We start from the raw sequence: 18,145 nt of genomic DNA, 5'->3' as shown, positions 1-18,145 counted from the left end.
CGTTCCTTGCAATTTCCTCGTCAGTCTGTGCTGCACCACCACCCGTGCATATGTGCTCACAGCCACCACCGACAGTCGGAGCGCCACCTCTTGCCTCGCACCTGATGTAACAGCGGTCAGAAACCGCGCAACGCTTGGCCAGAACACGCAGCTCGCACGCCTTTTGTGAAGAAATAGCACTCTCGTCCAGCCACGACATATCGCAATCATTTGCTTCAAGAGCAGACGGCGCCTGAGTTGCACACGCAACAAGTAACAGCAAAACAGTTGAAGAACCTAACAGCTTGCATAAGATCGACATAGCGGCCTAACACCTGAATTAATCCGCGCCGCGAAACGGCGTCGGCTTGGACGAATTGTTAGCGTGCGCGCCATGCATCTCAGTCTTCGCTCGGGTTGTAGATGTCTAGGCCAAGCGAGATGCCACGTGACGAAAGCTGCCCAAGCACCTCCGGGGAGAATTCCAACCCATCGTTGGTAGAACCCATGAAGACCCCGCAGAAGAAGTCCATCGTGAAGCGCGACCGCAACGAGTCCCAGGCCGCCGAATCCTCAGCCAGCTTGCTGAGGATCTCTAAGATCTGAGCGGAAATGTCTTCGGGGTGGCGGTCTTCCGCTGCAAGGCTCCACCGACCCGTTTTCTCGACATACCGGTTCCCCGTCTTGGAGCCGACACGGACATCTCCCTTTGCGAAGGCCTCTGTTGGCTCACAGCCCAGCAGGCCTGTGACTTCTGATGGAACGAGGTCGTCTCCGAAGATACGGAATGAGACTATCGAGTGGTCCGGAATTCCCATAGCGCGCTAACGCCTGAATTAAGCCGACCCGCAAAGCGGGTGCGGCTTGAATGAATTGTTAGGCCCCGCCCCGGAGTTTCCTGGGACTAAGTCTTGAAGGGCCGAGTTCTTTGACTGCTACGCGATGCGGTCCGCAACGTTGGACACCAAGCCCACGGCCATGAGCGTCATTCCCCCGACCCATAGCGCAACCCCAGCAGGCAGCAAAAACTGACCAGCTCGCCAGATGGGCGCAATGACCCAAAACCTTTGGCCGGGGTGACGGAAGAATAGCCAAGCCGCGAGGAATTGCAGAACGCCAACAAGGAACAGGGACCAGCCAAGAGTCATATGCAAAACCTCATTAGGGCCTAACACCAGAATTCAGCCGCGTTGTAGCGGGCTGGGGACCAGGTGGCAAGCTTTACCTGCCGCCCGGGGCCACAGACAGATGCAACGTCGGCTGCAACGACTCGTTAGGCCCCACCTAGAACTCTGCGTCTACCGAGACCGTCATATCCGCTGCGACCACGGCTAGCACCTCGTAGCCAGGCTCGAAGTATCCCGACACAGGAGAGCTGTGCTCTTGTCCGGATACGGAGAACGTCAAGCCCACGCCAGCTTCGCCACGGGGATAGATCCTCAGCTTCTTCCGCTGGTCTGGCTCAATGTCCCCAACGAATGCCGCGAATCCGGGTCCGCGTACCTGGACTGACTCGATCTTGGAAGAAGACCGGTTCTCAACAGCCAACGCCGTGCTGCCATCGCCGCAGCCTGCAAGCGTGAGAACCACTAGCAACGCTGCGGTGAGTCTCAACATGGGGCCTAACGCCTGAGTTAAGCCGTGCCGCGAAGCGGCATCGGCTTGAACGAATTGTTAGGCGTCATTGCCTGACGCCAACGGAAACAGCTGAAAGTAAAAGCCGGCTCGCTCCCATGACGGATCATGGTCCATACGGAACTCCCAGAAGCGTGGCTGCTCGCCCTTCAACAACTCTTGAAGCGCCTCATTCGCCACGTCGGGGTCGTAGACACGGTACGTGAGCTGCCTGAGGCCGTTCCAGGTGCTCCGGGCTAGGAATAGCGCGTTGTATCCAACTATGGCTTGTTCGATCTTGTCACCAGCCTCGAAGAGAAGTTTGCTCTCATCAGGGGCCGGCATGCCTTCGTCAGCCAAATCGACGGCATGCAGCGTTACCTCGAGGTGCCAAGCGAAGATATCCGTATGCTTGAAAGTCAGCAGAGCATCGTTTACCACAACTACTTCGGGCAGGCCGTCGCGACTGCCGTTGAAGAGCGTGTAGTGCGGATCTGGCACCACGATGGTCACGGAATCTTCGGACATAGACGCCCAACGCCTGAATTAAGCCGATCCGCGAAGCGGATTCGGCTTGAATGAATTGTTAGAGCGCACTCCAGACCAACTCCAGCTCTCGGTTCCTGTGTGGCGTCTCCCACTTTGACATCCAGCAGAAGGACACGCCCGCACGCTCCGCGGTCTTCTTGAACAGCTCGAGCTCCGTCTGAGTAGGGACGTAATGCTCTGGCACAAAGTGCATAAGAGCAACAGGCCTCCGCAACGAGAAGCCGGGCGAAAGCTCCGTGAACATGGCATTCAAGGTCACTCTGACGCGGGAGAAATCTTTGAGTTCATTACGACGATTATCAAGAGAGTGGCAGTCTCGCCGGATCGTGCGCTTTTCACCGAGCACCCGCCCCGTGAAGTGGTCAGGGAAGACTTGGATGTAGATTAAATGCCGACCGAATAGCTTCACGTGCGCTCTAACGCCTGAATTAAGCCGCGCCGCGGAGCGGCGTCGGCTTGAATGAACTGTTAGGCCCCCGACTGCGCACGGCGATACGCAACAAGGGCGTTGGCATGGCCATGGCCAATCTTATGCTCTTGCTTGAGATGCGCCACCTGCTCCATGTGCTTCAAGTGCTTCAGAGAATCGATCACCTTGAACCAGTGCGCTACGGGCTTCCCGTACGTCTTCTCGATGGAGGGGAAGTACGAAGCCGGACCCTTGGGCTTCTCGTCACTCGCCATGGCCTGAGTCTCCGTGGACGGTCATAGGGGGGGCTAACGCCTGAATTAAGCCGTGCCGCGAAGCGGCTTCGGCTTGAATGAATTGTTAGCGCTCACCGCCGCCATCTTGCGGAGTGAATGCCGCTGAACCAAACATTTCAACGTCAGCCTGCATGGCTTCGAAGAAGTCGCTGCCCACGATCTGATCTGCGTTTGCTCGAAATGCTTGTTCAATTCTTGCTGTTTGTCGGGGTGAGATTCCCTGCATGGCTTCTCGAACCCGCCCGGCTTTCTCCATTAGATAAGTGCCGAACGGCGCGGGAAGTGTGTAATGCCGAGGCTCTACCGTTCCCTCGTTTGCGTTTACTCTCCCGCCAATCCAGCGGCTTTGGTTTGGCTCATTGACAAAACCGAGGATGAAGAATCTGCCGAGCTTTGTATAGGTAAAAAGCGCTTGGCCGCCGTGACAAAGGTCGATATCAATGGCGCGCATCAAGTATCGATTTATGTTCGGGGGCAGATCGCTACGAGCGCTCTCGATGCGGTCCAGAGGCAACAGAAATTGGCGGAATGCTCCCGGGTGAGGCGCTTCATCTAGCAGGAATTGACGCCACGCCAACTCGGCGTTGGCGATCCAACCTCGCTCTTTCTTTGTGAAATCTTGATCGTTTAGATGCTCAATCTGAATAAGCAGGTTTCGCCAAGATACCGATACGCAGAACCGCAGCAGCGAGGGACCATAGCGGAATCTCCGCCCCGATTCCGTTAGGTAGGGATGGAACAGTTCTTTTGCAAATGCAGTTTCGGAACGCCCCAACCGAGCCTCACACTCGGAGCAAAGCCAGTGCTTCTGCGGCCCGTCTTGTACCCTTAAGTTCGGGGATGCCGTGCTCCGCATGTATCCGTTGCCCGATGATTCCCGCAGCCATCGAAAGACGAAGGCGGGCACGACGTGGCTGAGTTGCAGATCAGCTTCGCGTTTGCAGAGACGGCAAATTCCTGTGGGCATGAAGTGAGCGCTAACACCTGAATTAAGCCGACTTGCGAAGCAAGTTCGGCTTGAATGAATTGCTAGAGGTCACAAGCCGTCATCATCGAGGCTTACCTGTGGTGTCTTGTGCGCCCGGCTTTTCGCTTGGAGTTGTTTCAGGTGTCGGCACAGGTTTAGATGACGCCGGTCTTGGGGTAATCTCAGCGGCAGTGATTCCTTTTATGATCCTAGTCTCGCCGCTAATGATCTTTGAAATAACTTCGTCGGACGGATTGTTCCGTGAGCTTGTCATTGAAGCCTCCTCAGCATTTGTGGCTACGAAAACCGCAGTTGAAAAAACAGCCAGTCCAAAAAGCGCTCCGGAAATCCAGTTGAGGCCATTACTTAACTTCAACGGACCATTTTTCTCTTGCAGCGCGCTTTCATCAGAGTCGAGGTAGTAACGCTTGGCAAGCTTAAGCTGTTTCTCGATCCCAATCTGACTGACAAGGAAGGATGCGACTGTGATAATTATGCAGAAAACAAACAAGAACCATGATGCGTACAGGAAGTAAGGCAAACTCGCCGTGTCGAGAGAAACAAAGTCTTTAAGAAAGCCAAGTGAAAGCGCGAGTGCTCCGCTTGAGAAGGTAAGTATCGCTTTATCGAAGTTTTCTGCGTTCGAGACTTGACGCTTGAACAGCTCAGTCTTAAGTTCCGAGAAGGTGCGCTCATTGAACGACCTAAGATCGTCGGCCGGAGCATCCTGATCTGGCATGAACGTCTCCTGTGACCTCTAACGCTTGAGTTAAGCCGTGCCGCGAAGCGGCATCGGCTTGAATGAATTGTTAGGCCACGTGCCTCGCTGCAACCGGGCGAGGGATGCCTAAGCCGAACTGTACCCACCGGACACATAAGCTTCCAACTCATCTCGCGTTTTGAATTCGGCAGCGATGCTGGTTCGGCTGTAATCCTGATCCTCCTCATCCCACTGCTGATATTCATCGTCAGGGGTGAAGAGCGCGAGGTACAGAGGCGATCTCTGCTGCTCACGGCCACGAGCCTGATACACGACTCTGACGCGGAGTGTCCCTGTCTGGCCGGACTCCAGGCAAGTGACACGGCTCTCTGTAGATTCTGTCAGCAGGTGCTGAGGGAGCATTAGGGGCCTAACACCAAGTAGCGCCCGAAAAGCGCGATATGCGTCGATGGTCGACAACGCAAAGGTGGGTGTCAACAGCGAGCAAGACTTTGTAAATCAGCCGCTTATCGCTGGCCTCCTCCGTTTGCGCATTGCCAGCGTGATATTGCATATCGAACAAATTGCGGTGTTTGACCGGAAACAGCTCGAAAAGTGAAATATGCACGGGAAGCGGAACCGGTGGGTCGCGGCAACGGACGCAAGAACTCACGCTGCTGACGCTCCGTCCATGCCTCGTCGCCATGGGTGAGTTAGCGGGCGTCGAGGGTCGGAGCGGTACCGCCCCGCCCGGCACTGTAAAATCGCCGTCTTTTGCGCGCCGCACCCTTGGATTCCCTGCCCCGCCCCGCTGTCCGCGGCCCGACCTTCGTCCGGTTGCTGGCCCGTCTGACCGATGCCGAGCTGCCGCCTGGCAGCCCGGCGCTGGCGGACCGCTTGAGCCAGTGGATCGACTGGACGCGGGCGGTGGTGCTGTCGAAGGTGCTGGACGCGAAGCCCGCCGAGGCTGAACCAGCGACGCAAGTGATTGATCGTGATGACGCCGCCTTCTGCGCGAGGGCGCGGGCGGCGCTGCTGGCGGCGATCGCCGAGGCGCCTGAGCTGGCGATTCCGCAACCGCCTGCGGCCGGGACACCGGGCTATGCCGAAGCCGACGCCGCGCCGGCAGCCGCGTTCGACTTCGCGCCGTTCCGCCAACGACACCTGGCGCTGCAGCGGTCGATGCAGATGGCGACGGGTCGGCTGCGCGGCGATCTGCGCGATCGGCTGGCGCAGCGCTCGGCCGACATGGCGCGGCTGGCCGAGGTCGACGCGGTGATGGAAGGCGCGCTGAGTCCGCGCGAGCACGCCTTGTTCGGCGCGGTACCGGCGCTGCTCGAGACGCACTTCGAGCGGCTGCGGGCCGCCGCAGGTACATCGGCCACGGATCCGTCCGCGGCCTGGCTCGATGGTTTTCGCAGGGACATGCAGGGCGTGCTGATCGCCGAGCTGGATGTCCGTTTCCAACCGGTCGAGGGGCTGCTCGCAGCGCTTCGCACCCACTGACGCAGTCCTTATGTCCTCACGCAGTCGCAGCACCACCCTCCTTCCCGCAATCGTGTTCGCCCTCGGCTTGGCCGTCGTCGGCTGGATCGCCATCGGCTACATCAGTTCGAACACGCTGGCGCTCGCCGTCACGCTGCTGATCGCCACGTGCTACATCGCCGGCGGTGTCGAGCTGCTGCGCTACCGGCGCGCCACCACCACCTTGTCCGAGGCCGTGGACACGCTGTCCGCACCGCCGCCGTCACTGGGCGAGTGGCTGGGCGGGCTGGACACGAGCCTGCGCAATGCCGTGCGCCTGCGGGTCGAAGGCGAGCGCGTCGCGCTGCCGGTGCCGGCGCTGACGCCGTATCTGGTCGGCATGCTGGTACTGCTGGGCATGCTGGGCACGCTGCTGGGCATGATGGTGATGCTGCGCGGCACCGGCATGGCGCTGGAAACGGCGACCGACCTGCAGGCGATGCGCGATTCGCTGGCCGCGCCGATCCAGGGTCTGGGTGTCGCGTTCGGCACGTCGATCGCGGGCATCGCGACGTCGGCGATGCTGGGCCTGGCGTCCGCCCTGCTGCGCCGCGAACGCGCGCGCACGGTGCAGCTGCTGGACGTGGCCGCCGCGACCACGCTGCGCACGCATTCGCAGGCGCACCAGCGCGAAGAAACCCTGCGCCTGCTGCAGCAGCAGACCGAGGTGATGCCGGCGCTGGTCGATACGCTGCAGACGATGATGGCGACGATGGGCCAGCAAAGCGCGGCTGCCGGCGAACGCCACGCCGCGAGCCAGGACGCCTTCCACGTGCGGACCGAAGCGGTCTACACGCAGCTGGCCGCGTCGGTCGAGCGATCGCTGCAGACCAGCGTCGCCGACAGCGCGCGCGCCGCGACGGCCGCGCTGCAGCCGGTGTTCGAAACGACGATGGCCGCGCTGGCGCGCGAGACCGCCGCACTGCAGGCGACGGTCGGCACGGCCGTCGAGCGGCAGCTGCAGGCGCTGACATCCGGCTTCGAAGCCTCGACAGCCACGGTGGCCGAACGCTGGCAGCAGGCCGTGGACGGCCAGCAGACGGCGAACGCAACACTCGCGCAGGACCTGCGCGCCGCACTCGACGGTTTCAATGCGAGCTTCGAGCAGCGCGCGAGCGGCCTGCTCGGCGACGTCGCCAGCCGCCTCGATGCGGCGACCGCGCAGACCACCGTGCTGCACGACACCGTGACCGGCGCCGTCGATCGCCAGCTGGCTGCACTGACGACCGGCTTCGACGCCTCGACCGCCAGCGTCGCCGAGCGCTGGCAGCAGGCGCTGAGCGCGCAGCAGGCGTCGCACGACAGCCTGACCGCCGATCTGCGCAGCACGCTCGACGGCATCGGCGCGACCTTCGAGCAGCGCGCGACCGCACTGGTCGACGGTGTCGCCACGCGTCTCGATGCGACGGCCGGCAGCGTGAGCGCCGCATGGAGCGAAGCGCTGGCGACCCAGGCCGCGACCAACGAGGCCATGAGCGCGCAGCACCAGCAGGCATTGACCGCGGCCGCTTCGACCTTCGAGACGCATTCGGCGGCGTTGCTGCAGCAGCTCGACGCGTCGCACGCCGACCTGCAGACCGCACTCGCCGCGCAGGACACCCAGCGCCTCACCGCGTGGACCGACAGCCTCACCGCGATGGGCGCCGCGCTGCGCGAGGACTGGGCGCAGGCCGGCGCCGAGACCACGCGCCAGCAGCAGGCGATCTGCGACACGCTGGCGAGCACCGCCGACACCATCGGCGCGCAGACGCAGGCGCATGCCAGCGAGACCATCGCCGAGATCTCGCGCCTGGTCGATACCGCATCGGAAGCGCCGCGCGCGGCGGCCGAGGTCATCGCCGAACTGCGCCAGTCGCTGTCGGACAGCATGGTGCGCGACACCGCGATGCTGGAAGAACGCACGCAGATGCTGTCGACGCTCGACACCCTGCTCAGCGCGGTCAACCACGCGTCGACCGAACAGCGCGCGGCCATCGACGCGCTGGTCGCGACCTCGGCCGATCTGCTGGAACGCGTGGGCACGCGCTTCACCGATCACATCGAAGCCGAGACCGGCAAGCTCGGCACGATCGCCAGCGATCTGAGCGTCGGCGCGATCGAAGTCGCCAGCCTCGGCGAGGCCTTCGGCGCCGCGGTCGCGGTGTTCGGCGACTCGAACCAGGCGCTGGCCGAGCGCCTGCAGGGCATCGAGGACGCGCTGGAAAAATCGCTGGCGCGCAGCGACGAACAGCTGGCGTACTACGTGGCGCAGGCGCGTGAGGTCGTCGATCTCAGCGTGCTGGCGCAGAAGCAGATTCTCGAGGACCTGCAGCAGCTCGGCGGCCGGCAGGCGCGCGACGCATGAGCGTGGAACTGGACGGCGACCACGATTCGACCGCGCCGGTCTGGGCCGCGTTCGGCGATCTGATGTCGGTGCTGCTGGGTGTGTTCGTGCTGATCCTGGTCGGCGTGATCGGCGTGCAGCTGCAGCTGGAAATGAAGCTGGACGCGGAAATTGCCCAGCGCGAAGCGGAAGAACAGCGCCGGCAGACGCTGGAGCAGGCGCTGGCCGCGCCGCTGGCCGCGGGCCGCATCACCCTGGTCGACGGCCGCATCGGCATCCGCGGCAGCGTGCTGTTCGCGCAGGCGTCCGACCAGTTGCAGCCGGAAGGCCGCGACCTGCTGCAGAGCCTGGCCGGGCCGCTGGCCGAATACCTCGGCGCGCGCGACGAGATCCTGATGGTCAGCGGCTTCACCGACGACCGCCTGGTGCGCGACGGCAACCGGTTCTCCGACAACTGGGAGCTCTCGGCGCAGCGGGCCTTGACCGTGACGCGGGCGCTGATCGGCGACGGCGTGCCGGCCGACTCGGTCTTCGCCGCCGCCTTCGGCGCGCAGCAGCCGGTGGGCTCGAACGACGACGCCGAAGGCCGTGCGCAGAACCGCCGCGTCGAGATGGCGCCGGTGCCGCGACGGCAGGCCGCCGCCCAGCCCGATGGCCGCTGACGCGACCGACATCGCCACGGTGCTGGCGGACTGGCGCCGGTCCGGCGCCGACCGCGTGGATACGCTGGCGTTCCAGCGCATCGCCGCCCTGCAGCGGCGTGCGGCAGGACGCGATGGCGCGGTGCGGCAGGCCTTGGAAGCGCACCTGGCCGGACTGGTCGCGGGGTATGCGGCGCAGCTGGACGCGGCGCGGAATAGATTGGGTGGCGCGGATGCGGATGCCGCGCATGCCCACACGGGCGACCGGTCGCGGCGCCGCGGCCGAGCGCGTTCTGACGATCCCACCGCACGCGACAGTTCCGAGGCTCGCGGCGTTTCTACGACGCCTGACGGCTCGACGGCTCCTGCGTCCCTGACCAAGGCTGACGACTCGACGGCTTCCGACCTCCCGGCGACGCCTGCCGGCGTGCACGCGCGCTCGTTGCTCGGCGAGCTGGCCGACGCGCTGGTCGCCCGGAACCGGGGCAGCGACGATCTGACCGCAGCGGCGTACCCGGAACTGCCTGCGCTCGACGAGTTCCGCCAGCTGTGGTCGCAGCTGCGCACCGGCAGCCAGGTCCGGCAGTCGCTGGCCCGGGTCCCGACCGGCGCCGGGCCGCTGAATTCCGGAGCGCTGGCCCACCGCGCCCTGACCCTGATGCGCACGCTGTCGCCGGATTACCTGCGTGCGTTCATGGCCTACGCCGACACCCTGTCCTGGCTGGAAACGCTGCAGGACGCCGGCGTGCTGACCGGCAAGGAGGCCACCCCGACCGCCAGCGGCAAACCGCGGGCAAAGGCGAAGCCGAGGAAGCGCAAGGCGTAGCGGAACGGGAAGCGTGCGTTCCGGGGTCGGGATACCGTCGGGATGCGTGGCGGTCGAGGTCGGAGTGGCCGTTGCGGCCGGGTTGCGGCCGGGGATGGGGTCTGGAGCGTGCAGCGCCGGCGGCCTCGCGTCGTTCCGGCCGATGGCCAGAGGCCAGCCCGGCCTTCTGTAGGAGCGCCCTCGGGCGCGATGGGCATTCCCGATGACCGCCCGGTCGCGCGCAAGCGCGCTTCTACGACGAAGGGGCGAGCGTCGATCGGTCACTAGTTAGGCGTAACACGTTGATTCCGCAGAGATTCGGGCCGCCCGGACCCAGTCGCCGCCTGTGTAGGAGCGCCCTCGGGCGCGACAGGAATCCCTGCGAATACCCGGTCGCGCGCGTGCGCGCTCCTGCACGGCTGAGGCGCGGGGAACCGGTCGGGTCGCAGGTCGCTGACGGCATCCAGGACTGGCCGAAATCGCCCAAGGCCTTGCGCCGCAAGGGGAAGATCAGCAGAATGTCCGGCTCGCTGCGTCCAGCGCCATGGCGACATGGCCTGACCTGCCCGCCGGAAGCGCGATTCCCGGCAGTGTGCAGCGAGGCGTTCACCCCTCCCGTACCGCGCGATGGCCTTGCCATCGGGGCCGCCATCTCCCTGGCTAAGGGCGATACCAAACACACTTCGAGGTGCGCAATGTCCCGAGTCTGCCAAGTCACCGGCAAGCGTACGACGCATGGCAACAATGTGTCGCACGCCATGAACAAGACCCGCCGTCGCTTCATGCCCAACCTGCATGAGCGTCGTTTCTGGGTTGCCAGCGAGAACCGTTGGATCAAGCTGCGAGTTTCCACCAAGGCCCTGCGCACCATCGACAAGAACGGCATCGACGTCGTCCTCGCCGAGCTTCGTGCCCGCGGCGAAAAGGTCTGAGGAGTTAGAACATGGCAGGCAAGCGCGACAAGATCCGTCTGATTTCCTCGGCCAACACCGGGCATTTCTACACCACGGACAAGAACAAGAAGAACACCCCCGGCAAGATGGAGATCAAGAAGTACGATCCCGTCGTCCGGAAGCACGTGATCTACAAGGAAGGCAAGATCAAGTGATGCCACGACCCGCGCGTCAGCGCGGTTGACGTTGCCTCCGCAGAACCCGCCGCATGGCGGGTTTTGTTTTGTGGCCCTCGCGTAGACACGCGCGGCTGCCCACGCGTCATCCCCGCGCAGGCGGGGAGTGCGTCTCGACAGTCCGAAGAACGGGTCCTCCAGAAGCCCGCCGCGCAAGGCGGGCTTTGTCATGCGCGGAAAGCGGCAGCCGGCAATCGCCTGTGACGGCGTCATCGCCGCCAAGGGCCACGTGCGCGGCCTCCGTCATGCGGCTCCCCACCCGCATGCGAACGCGGCACGCTGATGTCCAGGACGGTCGCGTAACGCGGGCCCCGCCAAAAACAACACGCCCCGTGTCGCGCCGGTCACCCCTGCGGCAGTCGTCTGCGGCCGGACACCGCCCGCCGGGAATGCATGGGACGAACCCGCCGGCACGTCCGCGCCCCCGCACTCAAGTGGTGCGCAGCTGAGCCGCTAACGCGTCGTGCGTTATTGTCCGACGGCTGCCGCGCCTGTCCTCGCCCTCATCCCGCCGTGAGCCCCATGTCCAGGTCGCAAGCCTCCCCGACCAGCGTCTCGTCTGACCCCCGGGTGCGGGCGCATGGCGTCGATGGCGCGATCAGCCCGGAATCGCTGCTCGCGCGGTTCCAGGGCGTCGATCAGCCGGAGGGGTTGCTGGCGGCCTTCGCGGACGGCATGGCCGGCCTGCACGATGAACTCGGCGACCTGGGACGCTACCTGAAGTCGGCCTGCGCATCCCGCGACTGGCTGACCTACGGCCGCGCGATGCGCCAGCTGATCGACAAATACGTCCGGCATGTCGATCTGGAGACGCCTGCGCCGGGTAGCGCCGACGCCGAACGCCTGCGCGACCTGCTGCGGCACACCCTCGGCGCGGCGCTGGCGGCGCTGCTCCGAAACGATCCCGCGCTGTCGGACGAGGCGATATCGCTCGCCTCGGCGTTCCGCACCTGGACACCGGGTCAGGACCTGTCTGCGCTGTCACGGCGGCTGACCAACCTGTGCCACAGCGTCGGCATGCACACCCAGGACAACGAAGAACAGATCTCGCTGCTGATCGGCCTGTTCGACGTGCTGCTGGACAACGTCGGCGAACTGCTGGAGGAGAAGAGCTGGCTGCATGGCCAGGTCGTACAGATCCGCGGCCTGCTCGCGGGTCCAATGAACAAGACGACGATCGGGGAGGCGTGCGCCGGCCTGCGCCAGGTGCTGTACCAGCAGGCGCTGCTGAAGAAGGGCATCGACGAGTCCCGCACCGCGATGCGCTCGATGATGAGCACGTTCGTCGAGCGTCTCGACGGCATGGCCACGCATACCGGCGAGTACCAGGAACGGCTGGCCGGCCACGCCAGCAAGATCCGCGAGGCACGTAGCATCGCCGAGCTCAACGGCCTGCTCGACACCGTGCTCGACGATACCGGCCGAATCCAGGCAAGCGCGATTCGCGCGCGTGACGACCTGGTGGCCGCGCGTCACGAGCTGGAGGAAAGCGAACGTCGCATCCTCCAGCTGGAGCAGAAACTCAGCGCCGCGTCCGGGCTGGCGCGCGAGGACGAACTGACCGGCTGCCTCAATCGCCGCGGCTTCGACGAGGCCTTCGACCGCGAGGCGGCCCGTATGGGCGAGGATCGCCCGCTGTGCATGGCGCTCGCCGATCTCGACGATTTCCGCCGGCTCAACGCGGTGCACGGCCATCTGGGTGGCGACGCGGCGCTGCGTCACTTTGCGGACGTGGCCCGGCTGACGCTGCGCGACCGCGATGTCATCGGGCGCTTCGGCGGCGAGGAATTCGTGATCCTGATGCCGGCCACCAGCATGCCGCACGCGCTGGCCGCACTCGCCCGTCTGCGTACGGTGCTGGCGCGCCGGTCCGTCGCGCACGACGCGGCACGCATCGCGATGACCTTCAGCGCGGGCGTCGCGATGCGGCGCCCGAATGAGACCTTCGAATCGCTGCTCAAGCGTGCCGATCTGGCCATGTACAGCGCCAAGCGCGAAGGCAAGGACCGGAGCATGGCTGCGCCCGGCTGACGACCGCGAGGGACCGCCTCGCGGCTTCGTCCGCCGGCCCGCGCACGCCTCCTGCCTGGGTGCGCGCCGGGAGCGCCTCCGCCGGCGATTTGGCGCGCGCCGCGCCGCCACGCATGATCCCGGGATGCGCTTCTTCGCCGACCATCCCGGGCTGTGGATCCTGATCGCCGACTGGCTGATCCGGATCGCGGCGCTGCTGTGGATTCCGTCGCGCACGCGGCCGGCGGCGGCGCGCAGCTGGCTGCTGCTGATCGGCTTCGTGCCGCTGCTCGGCCTGCCGCTCTACCTGGTGCTCGGCCATCCGTGGCTGTCGGCGCGGCGGCGTTTGCGGCAGCAGCAGGCGTCGGCGCTGATCCGCGAAGGCCAGCAGCCGCTGGCGGCCCTGCGCTGGGCGCCGGCGGAGCCCGGCAGCGATGCCGTCGACATCGCGCGACTGACCGAACGGCTCGGCGATTTCATGCCGATGACCGGCAACCGCGTCGCGCTGCTCGACGACTACGACGCGTCGCTGCAGCATTTGCTCGACGACATCGCAGCGGCGACGCGCGAGGTCCACCTGCTCTACTACCTGATGTACGACGACGCGGTGGGCGCCGCGTTCGCGACCGCGCTGGAAGCCGCCGCCGCGCGCGGCGTGCGTTGCCGGGTGCTGCTCGACGCGGTCGGCGCGAAACGCGGCCTGCGCGCGTACACGCGTCGCCTGCGCGCGGTCGGCGTGACTGTGCAGCCGACACTCGCCAACGGCGGCCTGGCCCTGCGCCGCAGCGCGCGGCTGGACCTGCGCAACCATCGCAAGATCGCGGTGATCGACGGCCGGATCGGCCACACCGGGTCGCAGAACCTGGCCGACGCGGGCTTCGTCCGCGGCCGGCCCAACCGCGAGGTCGTCGCGCGCGTCGAAGGCCCGGTGGTCGCCCAGCTGCAGGCGCTGTTCGCCAGCGACTGGTACATCGAGACCGGCGAGGTGCTGGCCGTCGACGGCGCGCCGGCGGCGCCGGGTGGCATGGTCGTCGCGCAGCTGCTGCCGAGCGGTCCGGCGTATCCGTTCGAGAACGCGCGCAACGTCGTCGTCGCGCTGCTGCAGCGCGCGCGCCGGCGCGCGGTGCTGGTCACGCCTTACTTCGTGCCCGACGAGGCCACGCTCGGCGCGCTGCGCATCGCCGCACTGTCGGGCGTCGAGGTGCAGCTGGTGCTGTCGCAGAGCAACAACCAGCGGCTCACGGCGTGGGCGCAGGCGGCGTTCTACGAGGAACTGCTGGCGGCCGGCGTGCGCATCGCGCTGTACAGGCCGCACTTCCTGCATGCCAAGCACGTCAGCATCGACGACGACATCGCACTGGTCGGCTCCTGCAATCTCGACATCCGTTCGTTCCTGCTCAACGCCGAGGCCGGCCTGCTGTGCTACGACCGCGCGGTGGTCGCGCGGCTGCGCGCCATCGAAGCGGATTACCTGGCCGATGCCGACGTGCTGGACGCGGCGACCTGGCAGCGTCGCCCGACCTGGCGGCGCAGCGTGGAGGGCATCGCGCGGCTCGCCGATTCGTTCCTGTAAGCCGTCGCATCGTGCCACCGGGTTAGGCGGCGGCAGGCGCGCCACGTAAACTCCGGCGATCGTGGTAGCGAGGGGACGGCATGCTGCCGGGCTGGATGTTGTTGCTGGTGTCGCTGGGCTACGCCGCGCTGCTGTTCGGCGCCGCGTGGTATGGCGACCGGCGCCCGCTCTACCCGGACCGCCCGTGGCTGCGACCGGTGGTCTACAGCCTGGCGCTGGCGGTCTACTGCTCGTCGTGGACGTTCTACGGCGCGGTCGGCACCGCGGCGCGCTACGGCATCGGCTATCTACCGATCTATCTCGGCCCGCTGCTGCTGCTGCTGTTCGGCTGGCGCATCCTCGAACGCCTGGCGCTGATCGCGCAGTCGCAGAACACGGTCTCGATCGCCGACTTCCTCGCCAGCCGCTACGGCCGCTCGCAGCGCCTGGCCGGCATGATCGCCGGCATCGCGCTGATGGCCGCGGTGCCCTACCTCGCGCTGCAGTACAAGGCGGTGGCGACGAGCCTGGGCGTGCTCGGCGGGCCGGACGATCCGGTCACGCCGTTCGGCGACCCCGCGTTCTACGTCGCCGCGCTGATGGCGCTGTTCGCGATCCTGTTCGGCACGCGCACGGTCGATGCGACGGAGCATCGTCCCGGCATGATGCTGGCGGTCGCGCTGGAATCGCTGGTCAAGCTGGTGGCGCTGGTCGCGGTGGGCGTGTTCGCGGTGCTGTGGCTGGACGACCGCGACCTGCGCGTCGTCGAGGCGACGCGGACGCTGATCGAATCGGCACCGCCGACGAGTTTCGTCGCCCAGACCCTGCTCGCGTTCGCCGCGCTGATCTGCCTGCCGCGGCAGTTCCACGTGGCGATCGTCGAATGCGGCGACGTGCGCGACATCCGCCGCGCGCGCTGGCTGTTCGGCGGCTATCTCATCGTCATCTGCCTGATGGTGCTGCCGATCGCCAGCGCCGGCGTGGAGCTGTTCGGCCGCGACGGTCCGGTGGCGCCGGACAGTTTCGTGCTGGCGCTGCCGATGGCCGAGAACGCCAACGCGCTGGCGCTGTTCGCCTACATCGGCGGCTTTTCGGCGGCGACCGGCATGGTCATCGTCACCAGCGTCGCGCTGGCGACGATGATCAGCAACGACCTGGTGATGCCGCTGCTGCTGCGCCGCGGCTACGCCGAGCGCCACGGCGGCAACGTCGCCTCGGCCGTGCTGTGGGTGCGCCGGGTCGCGATCGTCGGGCTGGCGGCGCTGGCCTACGGCTACTACCGCGTCAGCGGTTCCGACACCACGCTGGCCGCCTACGGCCTGCTGGCCTTCGTCGCGGTCGCGCAGTTCGCACCGGCGCTGATCGGCGGCCTGTACTGGCGCGGTGCCAGCCGGACCGGGGTCGAGGTCGGCATGCTGATCGGCTTCGGCGTCTGGATCTACACGCTGCTGCTGCCGACGCTGACGGATTCGGGCTGGCTCGATCCGGGCTGGCTGGCGACCGGGCCGCTGGGCATCGGCTGGCTGCGGCCGCGGCAGCTGTTCGGCCTCGACGGCTGGGACGCGCTGACCCACGGCACGTTCTGGTCGCTGCTGCTGAATGTCGGCGCGTTGCTGCTGGTGTCTGCGCGCTGGCGGCCCACGCTCGACGAGCGCCTGCGCGCGGCGCCGTTCCTCGATCCCTATGCGGAACGCCGCACGCTGGCCTCCGAGGACTGGCACGGCAACGTGCGCGTCGGCGACCTGCTGACGCTGACCGGCCGCATCATCGGCGACCGCAACGCGCAGCGCGCATTCGACGAGCAGGCGCAGCTGCAGGGCCGCCCGCTGGCGCTCAACGTGTCGGGCGATCGCACCTGGCTGCAGTTCACCGAACGCCAGCTCGCCGCGGCCGTCGGCGCCTCGTCGGCGCGCCTGCTGATGACCAGTGCGCTGAAAGGCTCGGGCATGGAGGTCGACGAGGTCGTCGCGATGCTCGACGAGGCCGGCCAGGAGCTGCGCTTCAACCGCGAGGTGCTGTCGTCGACGCTGGAGAACATCGACCACGGCGTCAGCGTCGTCGACCGCACGATGCGGCTGGTCGCGTGGAACCGCAGCTACCAGCGCCTGTTCGGGTATCCCGACAACATGCTCTACGTCGGCCGCCCGGTCGCCGACCTGATCCGCTACAACGCGAGATCGACAAGCGCATCGCCTACATGCGCGCAGGCTCGCCGCACGTGTCCGAACGCGTGCTCGGCAACGGCCAGGTCGTCGAGCTGCGCGGCCAGCCGCTGCCCGGCGGCGGCTACGCGACCAGTTACAGCGACGTCACCGACTACAAGCGCGCCGAACGCGAACTGCGCGAGATCAACGAGACGCTGGAGCAGCGCGTCGCCGACCGCACGCGCGAAGCGGAAGTCGCCCAGGAATCGCGCTCGCGCTTCCTCACCGCCGTAAGCCACGACGTGCTGCAGCCGCTGAACGCCGCACGGCTGTTCACCTCGGCGCTGCGCGAGACCCAGGACGGCGCGGAGCAGAAGCATCTGGCCGAACGCGTCGACACCTCGTTGCGCGCGGCCGAGGAACTGCTCGACGGCCTGCTCGACGTTTCCCGCCTCGACGCCGGCGCGCTGCAGCCGCAGATCGTCGATTTCGACGCCGCTGACCTGCTGCGCCAGCTCGCCGGCCAGTACGCGCCGATGGCCGCGGCGCGCAATCTCGAGATCCGCCTGCACCTGCCGCCGACGCCGGTGCGCAGCGACCGCCGCCTGCTGCGCCGGGTGCTGCAGAACTTCCTCGCCAATGCGCTGCGCTACACCCGCAGCGGGCGCATCGTGCTGGCCTGCCGGCGCCGCGGCGACACCATCGCACTGCAGGTCTGGGACACCGGCCCCGGTATTCCCGACCACCACATGCGGCAGATCTACGACGAGTTCCACCGCTACGAGCAACCCTTCGACTGGGACGGCCGCGGCCTCGGCCTGGGCCTGTCGATCTGCCAGCGGATCTCGCGCCTGCTCGGCCACACGCTGGATGCGCGCGCGACGGTCGGCAAGGGCAGCATGTTCTCGATCACGGTGCCGCGCAGCACCCAGCCGCTGGTGCCGACCCCGGCGCCGAGCACCGTGCCGGATACGTCGCTGAGCGGCCTGCGCGTGCTGTGCGTGGACAACGACGACGACATCCTCGCCGGCATGCGCGCGCTGCTGCAACGCTGGGGCGTGGAGCCCTTGTGCGCGAAGACCATCGACGAAGCGATCGCCTGCATGGACGCCCAGCCCGACGTGCTGCTGGTCGATTACCACCTGCACGACCGGCTCGACGGACTCGACACGCTCGATGCGCTGCGTGGCATCGCGCCCGACGTGCCGGGTGCGCTGCTCACCGCCGACGGCAGCGATGCGCTGAAGCAGACCGCACGCATCCGCGGCTACCGCGTGCTGACCAAGCCGGTGAAGCCGGCCTCGATGCGTGCCTTCCTCGCCGCGCAGCAGCGGTTGCGCACGGCCCGGTAATGCGTGCGGTGTGCGGTGGCTCGGGTTGCTGTCGAGACGGAGCCGTCTCGCCCCCTTGGTCTGCACGCCCGGCCGCTTTTGTGCCGAAGCGCGCCCGTGCGCGAAGGCAGTCCCCGGCCTGCGACCACGGCCACCGAACGGCCCGCTGCTA

General features: G+C 66.4%; 16 protein-coding genes. 10 read left to right on the top strand and 6 right to left on the bottom strand.

The window, feature by feature from the left end; all coding sequences use genetic code 11:
- Window positions 1-380 precede the first annotated feature (380 nt).
- The 6 genes from CJ022_RS08680 to CJ022_RS16745 all read right to left on the bottom strand — a co-directional run bounded on the left by CJ022_RS08680 (window position 381) and on the right by CJ022_RS16745 (window position 4,553).
- Window positions 381-797 (bottom strand): DUF4279 domain-containing protein, encoded by a 417-nt coding sequence (locus CJ022_RS08680; protein WP_101926263.1) that lies wholly within the window; start codon window positions 795-797, stop codon window positions 381-383.
- Between the two features lie 466 nt (window positions 798-1,263).
- Window positions 1,264-1,596 carry a hypothetical protein gene (locus CJ022_RS16755; RefSeq protein ID WP_143703922.1) on the bottom strand — a complete coding sequence of 111 codons (333 nt, stop codon included), beginning with the start codon at window positions 1,594-1,596 and terminating at the stop codon, window positions 1,264-1,266.
- A gap of 57 nt (window positions 1,597-1,653) precedes the next feature.
- Window positions 1,654-2,121: a DUF695 domain-containing protein gene (locus CJ022_RS08670; protein ID WP_101926261.1), complete on the bottom strand. Its 468-nt coding sequence runs from the start codon at window positions 2,119-2,121 to the stop codon at window positions 1,654-1,656.
- A gap of 489 nt (window positions 2,122-2,610) precedes the next feature.
- On the bottom strand, window positions 2,611-2,826 hold the full coding sequence (locus CJ022_RS08660) for a DUF4287 domain-containing protein (protein ID WP_101926259.1): 216 nt from the start codon (window positions 2,824-2,826) through the stop codon (window positions 2,611-2,613).
- A gap of 85 nt (window positions 2,827-2,911) precedes the next feature.
- Window positions 2,912-3,622 (bottom strand): hypothetical protein, encoded by a 711-nt coding sequence (locus CJ022_RS16750; RefSeq protein WP_143703921.1) that lies wholly within the window; start codon window positions 3,620-3,622, stop codon window positions 2,912-2,914.
- A 274-nt stretch (window positions 3,623-3,896) separates the two neighbouring features.
- Window positions 3,897-4,553 carry a hypothetical protein gene (locus CJ022_RS16745; protein WP_143703920.1) on the bottom strand — a complete coding sequence of 219 codons (657 nt, stop codon included), beginning with the start codon at window positions 4,551-4,553 and terminating at the stop codon, window positions 3,897-3,899.
- A gap of 430 nt (window positions 4,554-4,983) precedes the next feature.
- On the opposite strand from CJ022_RS16745, the gene CJ022_RS17065 reads away from it, so the two are divergent.
- The 10 genes from CJ022_RS17065 to CJ022_RS08615 all read left to right on the top strand — a co-directional run bounded on the left by CJ022_RS17065 (window position 4,984) and on the right by CJ022_RS08615 (window position 17,994).
- Entirely contained in the window at window positions 4,984-5,133 is a 150-nt protein-coding gene (locus CJ022_RS17065; protein WP_158238380.1) for a hypothetical protein, read from the top strand.
- Window positions 5,134-5,303: 170 nt separating this feature from the next.
- On the top strand, window positions 5,304-6,020 hold the full coding sequence (locus CJ022_RS08655) for a DUF3348 domain-containing protein (protein WP_101926258.1): 717 nt from the start codon (window positions 5,304-5,306) through the stop codon (window positions 6,018-6,020).
- Between the two features lie 10 nt (window positions 6,021-6,030).
- On the top strand, window positions 6,031-8,382 hold the full coding sequence (locus CJ022_RS08650) for a DUF802 domain-containing protein (RefSeq protein WP_233198661.1): 2,352 nt from the start codon (window positions 6,031-6,033) through the stop codon (window positions 8,380-8,382).
- Window positions 8,379-9,023: an OmpA family protein gene (locus CJ022_RS08645; protein ID WP_101926256.1), complete on the top strand. Its 645-nt coding sequence runs from the start codon at window positions 8,379-8,381 to the stop codon at window positions 9,021-9,023. The genes CJ022_RS08650 and CJ022_RS08645 overlap by 4 nt, the downstream gene beginning before the upstream one ends.
- Window positions 9,013-9,828: a DUF2894 domain-containing protein gene (locus tag CJ022_RS08640; RefSeq protein WP_101926255.1), complete on the top strand. Its 816-nt coding sequence runs from the start codon at window positions 9,013-9,015 to the stop codon at window positions 9,826-9,828. The genes CJ022_RS08645 and CJ022_RS08640 overlap by 11 nt, the downstream gene beginning before the upstream one ends.
- A gap of 674 nt (window positions 9,829-10,502) precedes the next feature.
- Window positions 10,503-10,739 (top strand): 50S ribosomal protein L28, encoded by a 237-nt coding sequence (gene rpmB / locus CJ022_RS08635; protein ID WP_096209782.1) that lies wholly within the window; start codon window positions 10,503-10,505, stop codon window positions 10,737-10,739.
- Window positions 10,740-10,750: 11 nt separating this feature from the next.
- Window positions 10,751-10,915 (top strand): 50S ribosomal protein L33, encoded by a 165-nt coding sequence (rpmG, locus tag CJ022_RS08630; RefSeq protein ID WP_047137659.1) that lies wholly within the window; start codon window positions 10,751-10,753, stop codon window positions 10,913-10,915.
- Between the two features lie 543 nt (window positions 10,916-11,458).
- A complete protein-coding gene (locus tag CJ022_RS08625; protein WP_233198660.1) occupies window positions 11,459-12,967 on the top strand; it encodes a GGDEF domain-containing protein in 1,509 nt (502 codons plus the stop codon).
- Window positions 12,968-13,091: 124 nt separating this feature from the next.
- Window positions 13,092-14,519, top strand: a complete 1,428-nt coding sequence (cls, locus tag CJ022_RS08620) for a cardiolipin synthase (protein ID WP_101926253.1) — start codon at window positions 13,092-13,094, stop codon at window positions 14,517-14,519.
- Between the two features lie 862 nt (window positions 14,520-15,381).
- Window positions 15,382-17,994 carry a NahK/ErcS family hybrid sensor histidine kinase/response regulator gene (locus CJ022_RS08615; RefSeq protein ID WP_343125138.1) on the top strand — a complete coding sequence of 871 codons (2,613 nt, stop codon included), beginning with the start codon at window positions 15,382-15,384 and terminating at the stop codon, window positions 17,992-17,994.
- Window positions 17,995-18,145: the final 151 nt, after the last annotated feature.

Source organism: Luteimonas rhizosphaerae (genome assembly GCF_002849595.1).
GTDB classification, from domain to species: domain Bacteria; phylum Pseudomonadota; class Gammaproteobacteria; order Xanthomonadales; family Xanthomonadaceae; genus Luteimonas; species Luteimonas cellulosilyticus.
Note: the sequence above shows the minus strand (reverse complement) of the source record. Positions and strands in the feature narration are given on the sequence as shown.